We start from the raw sequence: 17,771 nt of genomic DNA on the forward strand, positions 1-17,771 counted from the left end.
ATTGACCCGGACCCCGGGAACGCGCTTGGCTGTAACCGAACCGGACTGGGCTCGGAGTGAACTGATGCAGCAAATCGCGGCCGCGGATCGCTCGCGCGGGCTGAGCTGGAATACCGCGGACACCAGGCCGGGCGAGCAGTTCGCCTATTATCGCGAGGCGATCTGCCAGGCCTTCATGAACCTGACACCGGAGCAGCCGGCGACGCCCGGATTCCTGGCACGGGTCGAGACGGTCGGGCTCGGCAACGGCGCGATCAATCGGGTCAGCTTCCCCGAGCACGTGGTGCGGCGCTCGGCCGCCGACATCGCCGCATCCAGCCGGCGCTGCTACTATCTCAATCTCAAGCTCGCCGGCCGCTGCCGCATCCAGCAGGCGGGGCGCGAGATCAGCCTGTCGCCGGGCCAGGTCGGAATCTTCGACAGCGGACAGCGCTTCTCGCTGCTGCACGACCGCGGTCCCGTGCTGCAGGTCGCATCGTTCTGGGTGCCGGCCGAGGCGCTGGATGAACGGCTGCGGTCGGCACCGGCGGTGGCCCCGGCGCGGGTGTCGGATGATCCGTTTGTCGGTCACCTCATCGCCGAGACCGCGCAGGTGCTGAATTCGTCGGCGCTGCGCGCCTCGGACGCCGACAATGCGCGGCTGTTCGGCGTGTTGCTCGACCTCGTTGCACTTAGCCTCTCGCGCAGCAGTCGCACAGGCGTTGCCGAGAGCGCGGGCCTTGCGGAGGCGACGTGGCTCGCGCTGCGTCGTGCCGTGGACCGCAGGCTGCGTGAACCCGGCCTCGGCGTTGCCACCATCGCTGCCGCGATCGGCATCAGCGAGCGCTACGTCCATAAATTGTTCGAGCGGGCCGGCACCACATTCGCCAGCTATATGATGGATCGCCGCCTCGACGGTGCGGCGCGCGACCTGAAGGACCCGGCGATCGCCGGGCGCGCGATCGGCGACGTCGCGTTCGACTGGGGCTTCTCTGACCTGTCGCATTTCACCCGGCGGTTCAAGCATCGCTTCGGCTGCACGCCGCGCGACTGGCGTCGCGGCTGAGCAACGTTCGGAAACCGCCATGGCTCAATCATTCATCTATCAAGTCAGCCCGATGCGCGTCGTGTTCGGGACCGGCACGGTCGCGCAGCTGGCGGACGAACTCGATCGTCTCGGCATCGCCCGTGCGCTGGTGCTGGCGAGCCGGCGGCAGCAGGCCGAGCTCGGCGATCTCGCAAGCTTGACCGGCGGCCGCATGGCCGGCGTGTTCGACGGCGCGGTCGTGCACACGCCGGTCGTGGTTACCGAACGCGCCATGCAGTTGGTCCGCGAGTTGAAGCCCGACGGCGTGGTTGCGATCGGCGCCGGCGCCGCGACCGGCCTCAGCAAGGCGATCGCGCTGCGCACCGACCTGCCGCAATTGATCGTGCCGACCAGCTATGCCGGCTCCGAGATGACGCCGGTGCTCGGCGAGACCGTTGATGGCGTCAAGACCACGCAATCGTCGCCGAATATCCTGCCCGAGGCCGTGATCTACGACGTCAACCTGACCCTCTCGATGCCGGCAAAGTTCTCGGCGATATCCGGCCTCAACGCGATCGCCCATGCGGCGGAAGCGCTGTATGCGCGGGATGGCAATCCGATCACCTCGCTGATGGCGGAAGAGGCGATTGCGAAGCTCGCGTCGTCGCTGCCGGAGGTGATCGACCGGCCGCGTGATCTCGACGCGCGCTCGGATGCGCTGTATGGCGCGTGGCTGTGCGCGGTCTGTCTCGGCACTGTCGGCATGGCGCTGCATCACAAGCTCTGCCACACCGTCGGCGCGCTGTTCGACCTGCCGCATGCCGAGACCCACGCGGTGCTGCTGCCGCACACCATCGCCTACAACACGCCGGCCGCACCTGATGCGATCGGCCACGCTGCGAGGGCGCTTGGCGCGGCTGACGCGGCCGATGGTCTGTTCGATCTCTCCGCAAAACTCGGTGCGCCGCGTTCGCTCGCCGAGATAGGCATGCCCGAGGACGGCATTGCCAAGGCCGCCGCGCTTGCTACCAGGAATCCCTACTGGAATCCGCGGCCGATCGAAGAGCGTGGCATCGCCGATCTATTGAAGCGCGCATGGTCCGGCGCGCGGCCGCACGCGGGATGATCAGACGCCGATCGCGTTGCGCGCGATCACGTCGCGATAGAATGCCGCGCTCAGTTTCGGCAGGCGCGCCTGACTCTCGAAATCCACGCGATAGAGGCCGAAGCGTTTCTTGTAGCCGAAGATCCACTCGAAATTGTCCATCAGGCTCCACAGGAAATAGCCTTGGACCGGGACGCCGTCGGCGGTCGCGCGCTGCAACTGGGCGAGGTAGTTGCGCAGGAACATGATGCGGTCGAGGTCGTAGACCTGCCCGTCCGGCTCCACCTTGTCCTCGCCGGACGTGCCGTTCTCGCTGATATAGATGCTCTTGATGTTCCAGAGCTTGGCCGCGATCCGCGGCGCCCAGTAGATCGTCTCTGGCGCGATCCGCAGCCAATCGGAATTCATATGCGGGAACGAGGCCGGCATCGGCAGCGGCTTCCAGCCGGGCGCGCTGTCGGTGGCGAGGACATAGCAGTGCGGCGCGTAGATGTTGAGCCCGACGAAATCGTTGGGCTGCGCGATGATCTTCAGGTCCTCGGCGGTGAATTTGGGCGCATCAGTGCCGGCATATTGCAGGAAGGCCTCGGTGTACTTGCCTTCGAGCAGAACGCCGAGAAAGCCCGCGTTCAACTCGCGCGTGGCGATCTCGGTGGCGCGGATGTGCTCCGGCGTGTTGATCGCCGGCACGCAGGCGGTGATGTTCTCGGCCGGTCCGACCCGCGTGCCGGCGCGGCCCTTGGCGCGGATCGCCTGCACCGCGAGGCCATGCGCCAGCGCGACGTGGTGGCGCGCCTGGTTCACCTCGGCCGGCGGCAGCGTCAGCCCCGGCGCGTCGACGCCGAGCGCATAGCCGAAGGGGAGGAAACGCCCGACCTCGTTGAGGGTGAAGATGTTCTTGACCCGGTCGGTCAGGCGCTGCGCGACATAGCCGGCATAGTCGCCGAATGCCTTCGAGGTGTCGCGCGAGCGCCAGCCGCCGACACGGTCCTGCAACGCCTGCGGCAGGTCCCAGTGATAGAGCGTGGCATAGGGCTCGATGCCGTTGGCGAGCAGTTCGTCGACCAGGCGGTTGTAGAAGTCGAGGCCCCTCGGGTTCGGTGGGCCGTCTCCGTCGGGAAACACCCGCGGCCAGGCGATCGAGAACCGGTAGGCTTTGGCGCCGAGTTCCTTGATGAGGCGGACATCCTCCTTGTAGCGGTGATAATGGTCGTTGGCGCGGTCGCCGGTCGAGCCGTCCTCGATCTTGCCTGATCTATGGGTGAATGTGTCCCAGATCGACGGGCCGCGGCCGTCCTCGTTGACCGCGCCCTCGACCTGGTAGGACGAGGTCGCGGTGCCCCAGACGAACCCCGGTGGAAAGTTCGCGCCGTCAGGCCGTGGGGCGTGGTTCGCCGCCTCACCGGGGGCCGACAGGCCGAGCGCCGAGAGGCCTGCTAGGCCCGCGAATTGCCGGCGCGAGAATTTTTCGAACATTGTTGTCTCCGGTCGCCGGCCGTCGCGGCTGGATGCCGACGACAAGTTAACCTTCCCCGCCGTCGCGCAACAAGGGCCGATTGGCCGGAGTGGCGCAGCGATTGTCCGCCGGTCAATCGGGACCTTTGCGATCTCAATGTCGCGGAGTTGTCAGTTTTGCGGCAACATTTTCTCTACTAGATTGGTTGCTACGTCCCTCCGCAATGACCTCCGAGAATCCCCGAGGTTCCTCATGAGCCGCGCGCGATGAACAAGCTTGCAACCGATGTCCGAACCGCTCTGCTGCGTCGTCTTGCCACGGCGATCGGCTTGCTGCTGGTCACATTTGCCGGCGCACAGGCCGAGCAGACGTTCTCGTTCGACAGCACGCCCGGAAAGTTGCCGAAGACGGTCGTCCCGTTGCGTTACTCGATCCGGCTTTCGCCTGACTTCACCACCCTGGCATTGCACGGCAACGAGATCATCGACATTGAGGTGGGGGCGCCGACTGCGCAGCTGACGCTGAATGCAATCAACACCACATTCGAAGTCGTCAGCGTCGATGGGACCCAGACTGCTGACGTCGCGACCGATGCGGCCGCGCAGACGGCGACGTTCAGCTTCGCCGAGCCGCTCGCTGCGGGGCGGCACAGGCTCGCCATCGCGTTCACGGCGCAGATCAACAGGTTTGGCACGGGATTGTTTGTGGTCGACTATCCGACCAAGGCCGGCACCAAGCGGCTGATCTCGAGCAAGCTGGAGCCCGCTGACGCGCGGCGAATCTTTCCCTGCTGGGATGAACCGGCATTCAAGGCGAGCTTTGAGCTGGCCGTCATAATTCCAAAGAACCTACTGGCGGTTGGTAACATGCCCGTTGCCGAAGAGCAGCCGCTCGCCGACAATTCCAAGATCGTCGCGTTCGCGCCGACGCCGAAGATGTCGAGCTATCTGTTCGTGCTCACGATCGGCGAGCTTGAACGTGTCACCGCTGATGCCGGCGGCGTCACGGTTGGCGTGGTGACGACGGCGGGCAAGAGCGGGCAGGGCCAGTTTGCGCTCGACAGCGCGGTGAAACTGCTCGGCTACTACAACGACTATTTCGGCGTGAAATATCCGCTGCCGAAGCTCGATTTGATCGCCGTTCCCGGCGGGTTCGGCGGCGCGATGGAGAATTGGGGCGGCATCACCTTCTTCGAGAGCCGGCTGCTGTTCGATCCCGCGACCAATGCGGAGACCGCCAAGCGCGGCATCTTCGGCATTATCGCGCACGAGATGGCGCATATGTGGTTCGGCGATCTCGTCACCATGGCGTGGTGGGACAATCTCTGGCTCAACGAAGGCTTTGCCAGCTGGATGGCGACCAAGGCCTCGGAGCAGTTCTATCCACAATGGCAGAGCTGGCTGAACGGCTATGGCGCCAAGCAGTTCGCCATGGCGCTCGATGCGCGCCGCACCTCGCATCCGGTGCAGCAGCCGATCGCCGATCACAGTGAGGCGGTCACGGCGTTCGATGCCATCACCTACAACAAGGGGCAGGCGCTGATCCGGATGCTGGAGAATTATCTCGGCGAGCAACCGTTCCGCGACGGCATCCGCAAATACATGGCCGCGCACGCCTACAGCAATTCCACCACGGCCGATCTCTGGCAGGCGCTCGAACAATCCGGCGGCAAACCGATCACCGGCATCGCCGCCTCCTTCACCGAACAGGACGGCGTGCCGCTGGTCGTGGCCGAGACCGCCTGCGATGGCGACGCGCAGCGCCTGACGTTGCGGCAGGACCGCTTCGCGATCGCGGCGGCCAACGATCCGCCGCTGCCGGCTCACAGCTGGCAGATCCCGGTTGCGGCCGGCCCGGTGCACGGCAGGGCCCTTGACGAGATCCTGCTGAAAGGCAGCGCCGATATTGCGGCCGGCGCTTGCGGCGATGCGATCAAGGTCAATCTCGGGGACGTCGGCTACTACAGGGTCGAATACGGGCCGAAGAACCGCGCGGCATTGCTGAACGCATTCCCGCAAATGCAGGTCGATGACCGGCTCAATGTCGTCACCGACAGCTGGGCACTGGTGCAGGCCGGCCGCGCCGAGCCGCCATCCTACCTCGCGCTGCTCGACGCGCTCGATGCCGGCGACCGTCGTGCGGTGTGGGACCAGGCGATCTCGTCGCTTCTCACGCTCAACCGCCTGTCGCGCGACCGCGCCGAGCGGCCGGTGATCCAGGCCTATGCCCGAGCGAAGCTGCGCCCGGTGTTCGATCGGATCGGATCGGACGGCCACGGAGCGGGCGACGACGACACCGCGCTGCTGCGTGCGAGCCTGATCTCGGCGCTTGGCGATCTCGGTGACGCCGCCGTGGTGGCCGAGGCGAAGCGTCGCTTCGCGGCATTCCTCGATGATTCCAACGCGCTGCCGACCACGCTGCGCGATGCCGTCACCCATGTCGTCGGCATCACCGCCGATCGGACCACCTATGACAGACTGCTGACCCTGGCGCGCAACAGTACGGTCACCAATGAGCGGCTGCGCTATTACTTCGCCGCCGCCGGCGCCCGCGATGCCGAACTGGCGCACGCAACGCTCGCGTTGACACTGACCAACGAACTGCCGGATACGATCGTTGCCGGAATGATCGGCGCCGTTGCATCCGCGGGCGAGCAGCCGCAGCTTGCGTGGGACTTCGTCCAGGCCAATTTCGACGCACTACTCGCCAAGCAGGGGCCGAACTTCCGCGACCAGTTCGTGCCGAACTTCATGACCAATTTTACCGATCAGGCCCATGCTGTGGAGCTTGCCGCCTTCGCCCCGTCGCAATCGACCAGCGGTGGCCGGGTGATGGTGGCGCGCGCTTTGCAGGCGATCGCGATCTCGGCCGATCTCTCCCAGCGGGTGCTCCCTGCCGCCGACGCCTGGATCAGGGCGCACAAGCCGTGAGATCGCGAGGGAGTTTCCGGCGGCGCGCGATGCGGCTATGCTCGGTGCGCGGCATGCAATCAACAATGTGAGGCTGAGATGGTCAAAGGTTCCGATTTGCTGGTCGCGGCGCTCGAGAACGAGGGCGTGGAGCGGGTGTTCGGGGTTCCCGGCGAGGAGAATCTCGACGTCGTCGAGAGCCTGCGCAAATCCTCGATCAAGCTGATCGTGACCCGCCACGAGCAGGCGGCCGCCTTCATGGCCGCGACCTACGGCCGGCTGACCGGAAAGCCCGGCGTCTGCATCACGACGCTCGGCCCGGGCGCGCTCAATTTGACCACCGGCGCGGCCTACGCGCTGCTCGGCGCGATGCCGATGGTGATGCTCACCGGGCAGAAGGGCATCTTGAGCAGCCGGCAGGCCAAGTTCCAGATCGTCGACATCGTCAACACGTTCCGACCGCTGACCAAGCTGTCGCTGCAGATCGTCAGCGGCGCGACGATTCCGACGCTGGTCCGCGACGCGTTCCGGATCGCGACGCAGGAACGGCCGGGGCCGGTGCTGCTCGAACTGCCGGAGGACATCGCGGGCGAGGAGACCGCACCGGTCGAGCTGGTGCATCCGCATCCGATTGAAATTCCGATCGCGCACGCCGCCGCGCTCGACCGCGCCGCCGACATGATCCTGAAGGCGCAGCGTCCGCTGATCATGCTCGGTGCTGCGGCATCGCGCCCGCGCTCGACCGCGGGCATCGGCGACTTCGTGCGGCGGACCAAGATCCCGTTCTTCACCACCCAGATGGGCAAGGGCACGGTGTCCGGCGGCACCAATCAATACATGGGGACCGCGGCGCTGAGCGAGCGCGACTATGTGCATGAGGCGATCGACCGCGCCGACCTGATCATCGCGATCGGTCATGACACGATCGAGAAGCCGCCCTTCATCATGGGGCCGAAGGGCCCCCAGGTGGTCCATGTCAGCTACATGCCGGCCAATGTCGAGCAGGTCTACTTCCCGCAATGCGAGGTGATCGGCGATGTCGGGCCGAGCCTCGAATTGCTGGCTGACCGGCTCGAGGGCAAGCTGCCTCATGCCAGCGCGCTGCTCAGCCTGCGCGAGAGCATTCTGGCCAAGATCACCGACCGCGCTACCGAGGGCCGCTGGCCGCCGACGCCGCAGCGTATCGTGCACGATGTGCGGCAGGTGATCCCGGAAGACGGCATCGTCGCGCTCGACAACGGCATGTACAAGATCTGGTTCGCGCGCAACTACCGCACGCTGCTGGCGAATTCGCTGCTGCTCGACAACGCGCTCGCCACCATGGGCGCCGGCCTGCCGTCGGCGATGATGGCGGCAATGCTGTATCCGAAGACCCGCGTGCTCGCAGTGTGCGGCGACGGCGGCTTCATGATGAATTCGCAGGAGCTGGAGACCGCGGTCCGCCTCAAGCTCAATCTGGTGATCCTGATCCTGGAAGACTCCGCCTACGGCATGATCCGCTGGAAGCAGGCGGTCGACAATTTCCCGGATTTCGGCCTCACCTTCGGCAATCCGGATTTTGTCAAATACGCCGAAAGCTACGGCGCCAAGGGCTCGCGGATCGAGAGCACCGAGGCGATCGTCCCGACGCTCGAGCGGGCGTTCTCCGGCGGCGGCGTGCACCTCGTCGTGGTGCCGATCGACTATACCGAGAACAAGCGGGTGCTGGTCGACGAGCTGCGCGAGAAGGTGCAGCAGATCGACGTCGAATAGCGGATTGCCGCTGACGGCAAGGAACGAAAAGCGCTCGGCTTGATTGAACGTTAGCCACCATGGTAGCACGCCGCAACATCACCCGTTGTGCTGATGTCCGGCGATACCAGATCTGAGAGGTCACGTGACTGCACCAAATCCTGCCGCCGGCAAACCCATCGATCCCTCAGCGCTCGCCAATGTGCCGCGGCTGGTCACGGCGTATTTCGCCGGAAAGCCGGACCCCAGCGATCCCACCCAGCGGGTTGCGTTCGGCACCTCGGGCCATCGCGGCTCGTCGCTGAAGAATTCGTTCAACGAGGACCACATCCTCGCCACCACGCAGGCGATCTGCGATTACCGCCGCGAGAAGGGCCTGACCGGGCCGCTGTTCATCGGCATCGACACCCATGCGCTGGCTGAGCCGGCGCTGGCCAGCGCGGTGGAAGTGTTCGCGGCCAACGGCGTCGAGATCATGATCGACGCGCAAGGCGGCTACACCCCGACGCCGGTGATCTCGCACGCCATCCTGAGCTACAACAGGGGACGCAGCACGGGTCTGGCTGACGGCGTCGTCATCACGCCGTCACATAACCCGCCGGAGGACGGCGGCTACAAATACAATCCTCCGCATGGCGGGCCGGCCGATACCGACGTCACCGGCGTGGTCGAGAAGAACGCCAACCGCTACATCGAGGCCGGGCTCAAGGGCGTCGCGCGGATGCCGTATGACCGCGCCCGCAAGGCCGCAACCACGCATCTGCACGACTACATCACGCCCTATGTCGCCGATCTCGGTAACACCGTCGATCTCGCGCTGATCAAGTCGGCCGGCGTCAGGATCGGCATCGATCCGCTCGGCGGCGCGGCGGTGCATTACTGGCAACCGATCATCGCGCGCTACGGCATCAACGCGTCAGTGGTCAACACTGCGGTCGATCCGACCTTCCGTTTCATGACCGCGGACTGGGACGGCAAGATCCGGATGGATTGCTCGTCGCCTTACGCGATGGCCAGCCTGATCGGGATGCGCGACCGCTTCGACGTCGCCTTCGCCAACGATACCGACGCCGACCGCCATGGCATCGTCACGCGCTCCAACGGGCTGATGAACCCGAACCATTTCCTCGCCACCGCGATCGCCTATCTGTTCGCGCACCGGCCGCAATGGAGCGGGGATGCCGCGATCGGCAAGACCATCGTGTCGAGCTCGATCATCGATCGCGTCGCCAAGAAGCTGGGCCGCAAGCTGGCCGAGACGCCGGTCGGCTTCAAATGGTTCGTCGACGGGCTCGGCAGCGGCGGCTTCGGCTTCGCCGGCGAGGAGAGCGCAGGCGCTTCGTTCCTGAAGCGCGACGGTTCGGCCTGGACCACCGACAAGGACGGCGTCATCCTCGGCCTGTTGGCGGCCGAGATCATCGCCAGGACCGGACGCGACCCCAGCGAATTGTTCAACGAGCTGACCGCCGAGCTCGGCGTGCCCTATTACGAGCGCATCGACGTCGCGGCGACGCCGAAGCAGAAGAGCGCCCTGAAAGCACTTGGCCCCGAGCAGCTCAACATGACCGAGCTCGCCGGCGATCCGGTGCGCGCGGTCCGCACCAGGGCGCCCGGCAACGACCAGCCGTTCGGCGGCATCAAGGTCGAGAGCGACGCCGGCTGGTTCGCCGCGCGTCCCTCCGGCACTGAAGATGTCTACAAGATCTACGCCGAAAGCTTCCGCGGGCCGGATCATCTGAACAAGATCCAGGGCGACGCGCAGGCCGCGATCGCCAAGGTGTTCTGAGGGCGCGCCGGCGCTGTTCGCGCGGCAGGGCTGGCAGCTGCCGAAATCGAGCGGCCGAATCTACGATGCCGGCAAGGCCGAACGGCTGCTCGGTTTCCGCGCGGTAACCGATTTTGCGGCGGTGCTCGGCGCCCTGCGCGGCGGCGAGCCGCTTCCCTTCGCGCACGATCCCGATTATGTCTCGCCCTCAGCGAGGCTCGCACATGGCTGATTTCCACGGCGTCTTTCCGTATCTGGTGTCCCCGGTCGATCCAGCCGGCCATGTCCGCACCGAGGTGCTGGGCCGGCTCTGCGACGATCTGATCAAGGCCGGCGTCCATGGGCTGACACCGCTCGGCTCGACCGGCGAGTTCGCCTATCTCAACAACGCCCAGCGCATGCAGGTGGTGGCGACCACGATCGAGGCCGCGCAGGGCCGTGTGCCTGTGGTTGCGGGCGTCGCCTCCACCGCGACGGCCGATGCGGTGGCGCAGGCCAAGGCCTATCAGAAGCGGGGCGCTGCCGGCATTCTCGCGATCCTGGAGGCGTATTTTCCGCTCAATGACGCCCAGGTGGAATCCTATTTCCGCGCCATTGCCGACGCCGTCGATATTCCGGTGGTGATCTACACCAATCCGAATTTCCAGCGCTCCGACCTCACGCTCGACGTCATTGCGCGCCTCGCCCAGCACCCGCGCATCGGCTACATCAAGGACGCCTCGACCAATACCGGCCGGCTGCTGTCGATCATGAACCGCTGCGGCGACAGCCTGAAGGTGTTCTCGGCGTCAGCCCATATTCCGGCCGCCGTGATGCTGATCGGCGGCCATGGCTGGATGGCGGGCCCGGCCTGCATCATCCCGCGGCAGAGCGTCGAGCTCTACAATCTCTGCCGCCGCGCCCGCTGGGACGAGGCGATGGTCCTGCAGCGCAAGCTGTGGCGTATCAACGAGGCGTTCGCCCGCTTCAACCTCGCCGCCTGCATCAAGGCCGGGCTCGCGAGCCAGGGCTACGATGTCGGCGACCCCGTGCCGCCGCAGGCGCCGCTGACGGCCGAGCAGTGCAAGGTGGTCGAGGCAGCCCTGCGCGATCTCGCCTGAAACTGGCTTGCGCGTTGCGGGCGCTCTCACCACTTCGTCGTTCCGGGGCGAGGCGAAGCCTCGAGCCCGGAATCCATTGGACCGTATGCTTCGTGGAGGAATGGATTCCGGGCTCGCGCCAAGGGGGCGCGCCCCGGAATGACGCTGGTGGTGGTTGTCTAAAGCCAGCAATCCGTTAAAACCCGCCGAAATTTCTGAACTCAAGGACCCTGCGATGAACATTCTTCCCGGCAATATGCGTTTCGGTGCGGGCCAGCCAGTCAAGCGTCTGGAAGACCAGCGGCTGGTCACCGGGAAGGGGCATTTCATCGACGACAAGCCGCAGGACGGCACGCTCTGGCTGCACGTACTGCGCTCGCCGCATGCCCACGCCAACATCAAGTCGATCGATGTCAAGGCGGCGCTGGAGATGCCGGGAGTCAAGGCGGTCTATACCGGTGCCGATCTCGTCAAGGACGATATCGGCACGCTGCCGACGCTCGCGATCTTCAAGCGGCCCGACGGTTCGCCGATGACCGTGCCGCCGCGGCGCCTGCTGGCGCACGAGGTGGTGCGCTACGCCGGCGAGGGCGTTGCGGCTGTTGTGGCGACCTCGCGGACGCTGGCGCAGACCGCCGCGGAAGCGATCGAGATCGATTACGAGGTGCTGCCCTCGGTGGTCGATCCGGTCGAGGCGGTCAAGCCTGGCGCGCCCGTGGTCTGGCCGGAGGCGCCCGACAACATCGTCGCTGCGATGAGCTATGGCGACGCCGCCAAGGTCGAGGCAGCTTTTGCCAGCGCCGCGCACAAGGTATCGCTCGACCTGATCAGCCAGCGCCTGGTGCCATCGGCGATGGAGCCGCGCTCGACCATCGCCGAGATCGAGAAGAAGACCGGACGGCTCATCCTCCACGTGCAATCGCAGACCCCGGGCTCGACCCGCGATCTCCTCGCGGAATCGATCCTGAAGCGGCCGAAGGACAGCGTGCGGGTGCTGGTCGGCGATATCGGCGGCGGCTTCGGCCAGAAGACCAGCCTCTATCCGGAAGACGGCATCGTCGCCTATGCCGCGACCAAGCTGAACGAGACGATCCGCTGGCGCGGCGACCGCACCGACGAGTTCGTCGGCGGCACCCACGGCCGCGACCTCACCTCGACCGGCGAGTTCGCGCTCGACGCCAAGGGCCGCGTGCTGGCCTACCGGGTGCGCTCGATCGGCGGCACCGGCGCCTATTCCTCGGGCACCGCCAACATCATTCCGCTGGTGCTCGGCCCGTTCGTGCAGACTGGCGTCTACGACCTGCCGCTGGTGCATTTCGAGGTGAAGTCGGTGATGACCCACACCGCGCCGGTCGGTGCCTATCGCGGCGCCGGCAGGCCCGAGGCCGTGTTCATCGTCGAGCGGCTGTTTGACGCCGCCGCGCGCCAGATCGGCATGGACCCGCGCACCATCCGCAAGGTCAACTACATCAAGCCGGCGCAGCTGCCCTACACCAATGCGGTCGGGCAGGTGTACGATTCCGGCGCGTTCGCCCACATGCTGGAGCGCGCGTCCGATCTCGCCGACTGGAACGGCTTTGCCGCGCGCAAGAAGGCGGCCAAGAAGAAGGGCCTGCTCTATGGCCGCGGCCTGACCAGCTACATCGAATGGACCGGCGGCCGCGCCCCCACCGAGAACGTCTCGCTGCATGCGACCGCCGAAGGCCGCATCGTGCTGCATTCCGGCACCATGGCGATGGGGCAGGGGCTCGCGACCACCTATACCCAGATGATTTCAGATGCGCTCGGCATCGGCATGGACAAGATCGACGTGATCCAGGGCGACACGGACCTTGCCACCGGCTTCGGCAGCGTCGGCTCGCGCTCGCTGTTCGTCGGCGGCACCGCGGTTGCGGTCTCCGCCAACGACATGATCAACAAGGCGCGCGACAAGGCCTCCCATTTGCTGGAGGCCTCGGTCGGCGACATCGAGTATCGCGACGGCTTCCTCACCGTGGTCGGCACCGACAGGCGCATCAGCCTGTTCGAGATCGCGAGGAAAGAAAGCGGCGCGAAACTCTCGGTCGAGAGTGAGGGCAATGTCGACGGCCCGAGCTGGCCGAACGGCACGCATATTTGCGAGGTCGAGATCGATCCCGAGACCGGCGTCACGCGCGTGGTGCGCTACACCACGGTCGACGACGTCGGCGTCGCGGTCAATCCGATGCTGGTGACCGGGCAGGTGCATGGCGGCGTCGTCCAGGGCATCGGCCAGGCGCTGTACGAAGGCGTGGCCTACAGCGAGGAGGGCCAACTTCTGACCGCAAGCTATCAGGACTATTGTATCCCGCGCGCCTCAGACGTTCCCCCGATGTCAGTGACGCTCGATCCCTCCGCGCCGTGCAAGACCAATCCGCTGGGCGCCAAGGGCTGCGGCGAGTCCGGCGCGATCGGCGGGCCGCCCTGCATCACCAACGGCGTGATGGATGCGCTGAGCGAGGTCGGGATCACCCAGCTCAACACGCCGCTGACGCCGGTGAAGATCTGGCAGGCGATCAGGGACGCGAAGGTTGGGGCGGCGTAAGGCCGTTCTCTGTCCACCCGTCATTCCGGGCGCGCGTAAGCGCGAGCCCGGAATCCATCGCGCCACACGCCATGCGGCCTGATGGATTCCGGGCTCATCGCTCCGCGATGCCCTCAGATGCGCAATTGCGCATCGGGGAATGACGAGGCAGAGTGCCTTACAATCCCAGCACCATCTTCGCGATGATGTCGCGCTGGATCTCCGACGAGCCGCCGAAGATCGTATACGCCCGCCCGTTGAGATATTCCGGGACCACCGGCAATAGCTCCTCGGGAATCGCCGGCTCGTGGTTGAGCCGGTAGAACGGCCGCGCCGGCTCGACGGCAAGGCCGTCCTGGCCGATCACGTCGACGCCGAGCCGCGTCACCGCCTGGCGGATCTCGCTGACGCGGAGCTTGATCAGCGACGATACCGCGCCGGGATTCTGCCCGGTCTGCAGCGCCGACAGCACCCTGAGCTCGGTCATCTCCAGCGCGTCGATATCGACCTCGACCTCCGACATCCGGATCGCGATGTCGGGGTCCTCGATGGCTCGGCCGGTGACATCGGAGCCTGCGAGATCGGAGATCGTCTTCAGCGCCTCGCGCAGTTTTGCAGATGCGATCCCGGAGCCGCGCTCGAACTCGAGCAGGTACTTGCCGTAGGTCCAGCCCTTGCCTTCCTCGCCGACGCGGTTGGCGACCGGCACCCGGACGTCGTCGAAGAACACCTGGTTGACCTCGTGGTCGCCGCCGATGGTCAGGATCGGGCGCGTGGTGATGCCCGGCGTCTTCATGTCGATCAGGATGAAGCTGATGCCATCCTGCTGCCGCTCGCCGTCGCTGGTGCGAACCAGCGCGAACATGCGGTTGGCGTGGTGCGCATGCGTGGTCCAGATCTTGGTGCCGTTGATGACGTAGTCGTCGCCGTCGCGCACTGCGCGGGTCTTCAGCGATGACAGGTCGGAGCCCGAGCCCGGCTCGGAATAGCCCTGGCACCAGTAATCCTCGCCGGAGAGAATCCGCGGCAGATAGAAGTTCTGCTGCTCCGGCGAGCCGAAACCGATGATGACGGGGCCGACCATCTTCACGCCCATCACGTTGACATTCGGCACGCCGGCGCGGGCGCATTCGGCCTCGAAGATCCAGCGCTGCGCCGGCGTCCAGTCCGGCCCGCCATGTTCCACCGGCCAGCCCGGCGCGCCCCAGCCCTTCTTGTGCAGCGCGCGTTGCCAGGCCATGCCGATATCGGGGTCGGAGAACACCGACGGAGTCAGCGCGGTGGCGCGCTTCATCTCCGGCGTCAGGCTACTGGCGATATAGTCGCGGACTTCCTGTTCGAAGGCGCGCTCTTCGGCGCTGAAGGTGAGATCCATGATGCGCTCTCCGTTACGCGTGGGCGCGGCCGCTCAGCGCGGCGTGGCGGCGATAATGATGGGCGCTGCCGCCGAACAGCGTGTCGAAGGCGAGCAGCCGCTTGAAATAGGCGCCGATGTCGAGCTCCTCGGTGACGCCCATGGCGCCGTGCAGCTGCACCGCCTGCTCGGCGACGAAACGCGCGCATTTGCCGATCTTCGCCTTGGCGCCGGAGGCGGCACGGCCGCGGGCCACGGGCTCGGCGTTGGCCATCAGCGCCGCGCGGAGCGCCATCGAGCGCGCCTCGTCGACCTGCATCGCCACGTCGGCAAGGCGATGGCGGATCACCTGGTTGGCCGACAGCGGACGGCCGAACTGTTTTCGAATCTTGGTGTATTCGAGCGTGGTGTCGAGCAGCGTCTGCATGATGCCGACCGCCTCCGCGCCGAGCGCCGCCATCGCATGGTCGACCACGGTTTCGATCGCGGGCAGCGCGTCGCTGCCGTCGCCGAGCAACGCATCGGCGGGCAGTTGCACGTCCCTGAGATCGAGATTGCAGCCGCGCCCGCCGCCGAGCCGCGCATAGTCGCGCAGAGTGAGGCCGGGCGCACCGGTCGGCACCAGGAACAGGGCGAGCTTGCCGGATGCGCCATTGGCGTTGGCAACGCGGGCGGACACGATGATCTGGCCGGCGGCCGCGCCGTCGAGCACGGCGATCTTGCTGCCGTTCAGCCGCCAGCCGCCGGCGGTCTTGGTGGCTGTCGTGTCGACATGGGCGAGGTCGAAGCGCGCAGCGCGTTCCGAATGTGCAAAGGCGAGCGTCAGCGCACCTTCGGCGACCCTGGGCAGGATCGCCTGCTGCTGTGCCTCGGTGCCGCATTCGGCGACCAGGGCTGCGCCGATCACCACCGTGGAGAGGAACGGCTCGGACACGAGCCCGCGGCCGAACGCTTCCATCAACAGCCCGATCTCGATCGCGCCGCCGCCGAGCCCGCCATGGGCCTCGCTGATCGGCAGCGCCAGCCAGCCGAGCTCGGCGAATTGCTTCCAGATGTCGGGCGAATAGCCCAGCGGATCGTTCACCGCCTTCTTGCGATGCTCCGATGTGAAGGTTTCCGCCACGAAGCGGTCGGCACTTTCGCGCAGCAGGCGCTGCTCGTCACTGAGGGTGAGGTCCATCTGGCTTTCTACACGTTGGCGGTTTTCTTGACGGAGGGATGCAGACCCGCGGGGTCTACCACCATGCCGAATTCCTGAAGGTTGTGGGCGTGGCAGAGCTGATGCAGCGCGAAGGCCTGATCGATCGCGGCCGGCTGCCCCATGATGTCGATCGAGCGGTTCACCGCCTCCTTGCTCAGCTTCAGCGCAAAAGCGGGTTTTGCGGCGATCCTGCGCGCCAGCGCCAGCGTGAACGACGAGAGATCGCCGCGCGGCACCACATGGTTGACCATGCCGAGGCGATGTGCCTCGTCGGCGCTCCAGACATCGGCAGTGAACAGCATCTCCTTGGCCTTGCGCGCACCGAGTTCCCAGGGATGCACGAACCATTCGACGCCGCAGACGCCCATCGTCACAACGGGATCGCAGAACTCGGCGTCATGGCTCGCGACGATCAGGTCGCAGGCCCAGGCCAGCATCAGCCCGCCGGCAATGCACTTGCCGTGGATTTCCGCGATCGTCGGTTTTGCCAAATTGCGCCAGCGCCGTGTGATCTGCAGGTAGATCTCCTGCTCGCGCGCGAAACGGCCGTGGGCATTGGGTTCGGCGAAGCCGCCCCAATTTCCGACTGGCGGGAAATCGACGCCCGCCTCGTTCTTGCCGGCCGGCCGCAGATCGTGACCGGCCGAGAAATGCGGGCCATTGCCGGCGAGGATGATGACCTTGACCGCATCGTCCTGCACCGCCTTGTCGAAGGCGGCGTTGAGGTCGTAGGTCATCTGCAGGTTCTGGGCGTTGCGCGCCTCAGGGCGGTTCATCACGATCCGCGTAACCGCAGGGTCGGGCCGCTCGACAACGATCGTCTCGAATTGTTCAGATACCAATGGATCCTCCCGGGATCGATTTTTCCGCCATGATGAACGGCGCGGGGAGGGATAGGCAAGGGCCATCATCCGCAAAACAAGGCGCGAAATCCGCACCACGGGATTATCGGGCGAAAATCTGTTACCGTGTTGGGGAATCCACCGGGAGGACCATCTTCATGCGCAAGCTTTGGACCGTGCTGGCAGCGCTGGCGACCTTGAGCCTGACCAACTGCGGCTACAACGCGATCCAGACCAATGACGAGCAGGTCAAGTCGAGCTGGTCGGAAGTGGTGAATCAGTACCAGCGGCGTGCCGACCTGGTGCCGAACCTGGTCAACTCGGTGAAGGGTTTTGCGCAGCAGGAGAAGGACGTGCTGCTCGGCGTCACCAACGCGCGCGCCAAGGTCGGCAGCATCCAGGCCACGCCCGAGGTGCTCAACGACCCCGCGGCATTCCAGAAGTTCACGCAGGCGCAGGGCGAATTGACCAGCGCGCTGTCGCGGCTGCTGGTCGTCACCGAGAATTACCCGCAGCTGAAATCGGATGCGCTGTTCCGCGACCTGATGGCGCAGCTCGAGGGCACCGAGAACCGCATCACGGTGGCGCGCAATCGCTATATCAAGGCGGTGCAGGACTATAACGTCGGCATCCGCACCTTCCCGAACAATCTGACGGCGATGGCGTTCGGCTACAAGGAGAAGCCGAACTTCTCGGTCGAGAATGAGAAGGAGATTTCGACCGCGCCGAAGGTCGATTTCAATCCGCCGCCATCTCCCGCGGCTGCGCCGTCGAAATAGCG

At 66.0% G+C, this 17,771-nt stretch carries 12 protein-coding genes; 8 read left to right on the forward strand and 4 right to left on the reverse strand.

Features of this window, described 5'->3' with window-relative positions:
• Positions 1–64: 64 nt before the first annotated feature.
• Positions 65–1,045: a helix-turn-helix domain-containing protein gene (locus tag ACTUWL_RS23050; RefSeq protein ID WP_021079724.1), complete on the forward strand. Its 981-nt coding sequence runs from the start codon at positions 65–67 to the stop codon at positions 1,043–1,045.
• Positions 1,046–1,064: 19 nt separating this feature from the next.
• On the forward strand, positions 1,065–2,132 hold the full coding sequence (locus tag ACTUWL_RS23055; protein ID WP_021079725.1) for a maleylacetate reductase: 1,068 nt from the start codon (positions 1,065–1,067) through the stop codon (positions 2,130–2,132).
• Here the strand turns inward: ACTUWL_RS23055 and ACTUWL_RS23060 are convergent, their stop codons facing one another.
• Positions 2,133–3,587, reverse strand: a complete 1,455-nt coding sequence (locus ACTUWL_RS23060) for a GH1 family beta-glucosidase (RefSeq protein ID WP_021079726.1) — start codon at positions 3,585–3,587, stop codon at positions 2,133–2,135. It abuts the gene before it with no gap.
• A gap of 246 nt (positions 3,588–3,833) precedes the next feature.
• Between ACTUWL_RS23060 and ACTUWL_RS23065 the strand changes: the two genes are divergently transcribed.
• From ACTUWL_RS23065 to ACTUWL_RS23085, 5 genes are all read left to right on the forward strand, one after another.
• The gene (locus ACTUWL_RS23065) at positions 3,834–6,497 is read left to right on the forward strand and encodes a M1 family metallopeptidase (protein ID WP_021079727.1); all 2,664 of its coding nucleotides are present in this window, start codon (positions 3,834–3,836) and stop codon (positions 6,495–6,497) included.
• A gap of 78 nt (positions 6,498–6,575) precedes the next feature.
• The gene (locus tag ACTUWL_RS23070; RefSeq protein WP_021079728.1) at positions 6,576–8,228 is read left to right on the forward strand and encodes an acetolactate synthase large subunit; all 1,653 of its coding nucleotides are present in this window, start codon (positions 6,576–6,578) and stop codon (positions 8,226–8,228) included.
• A 124-nt stretch (positions 8,229–8,352) separates the two neighbouring features.
• On the forward strand, positions 8,353–9,993 hold the full coding sequence (pgm, locus tag ACTUWL_RS23075) for a phosphoglucomutase (alpha-D-glucose-1,6-bisphosphate-dependent) (RefSeq protein WP_021079729.1): 1,641 nt from the start codon (positions 8,353–8,355) through the stop codon (positions 9,991–9,993).
• Positions 9,994–10,196: 203 nt separating this feature from the next.
• On the forward strand, positions 10,197–11,072 hold the full coding sequence (locus ACTUWL_RS23080) for a dihydrodipicolinate synthase family protein (RefSeq protein WP_021079730.1): 876 nt from the start codon (positions 10,197–10,199) through the stop codon (positions 11,070–11,072).
• 214 nt (positions 11,073–11,286) lie between these two features.
• Entirely contained in the window at positions 11,287–13,614 is a 2,328-nt protein-coding gene (locus ACTUWL_RS23085) for a xanthine dehydrogenase family protein molybdopterin-binding subunit (protein WP_021079731.1), read from the forward strand.
• A gap of 157 nt (positions 13,615–13,771) precedes the next feature.
• Here ACTUWL_RS23085 and ACTUWL_RS23090 read toward each other — a convergent pair whose 3' ends face one another.
• From ACTUWL_RS23090 to ACTUWL_RS23100, 3 genes are read right to left on the reverse strand one after another with little or no spacing between them, the layout of a single operon-like run.
• Positions 13,772–14,968, reverse strand: a complete 1,197-nt coding sequence (locus ACTUWL_RS23090) for an acyl-CoA dehydrogenase family protein (protein ID WP_021079732.1) — start codon at positions 14,966–14,968, stop codon at positions 13,772–13,774.
• Positions 14,969–14,981: 13 nt separating this feature from the next.
• Positions 14,982–16,127, reverse strand: coding sequence for an acyl-CoA dehydrogenase family protein (locus tag ACTUWL_RS23095; RefSeq protein WP_021079733.1), 1,146 nt, complete (start codon positions 16,125–16,127; stop codon positions 14,982–14,984).
• 8 nt (positions 16,128–16,135) lie between these two features.
• Entirely contained in the window at positions 16,136–16,924 is a 789-nt protein-coding gene (locus tag ACTUWL_RS23100) for an enoyl-CoA hydratase (protein WP_448214193.1), read from the reverse strand.
• 224 nt (positions 16,925–17,148) lie between these two features.
• Here ACTUWL_RS23100 and ACTUWL_RS23105 point away from each other — a divergent pair, with 224 nt between their 5' ends.
• A complete protein-coding gene (locus ACTUWL_RS23105) occupies positions 17,149–17,769 on the forward strand; it encodes a LemA family protein (protein ID WP_021079735.1) in 621 nt (206 codons plus the stop codon).
• Positions 17,770–17,771: the final 2 nt, after the last annotated feature.

The organism is Bradyrhizobium sp. WCU1 (assembly GCF_053474805.1).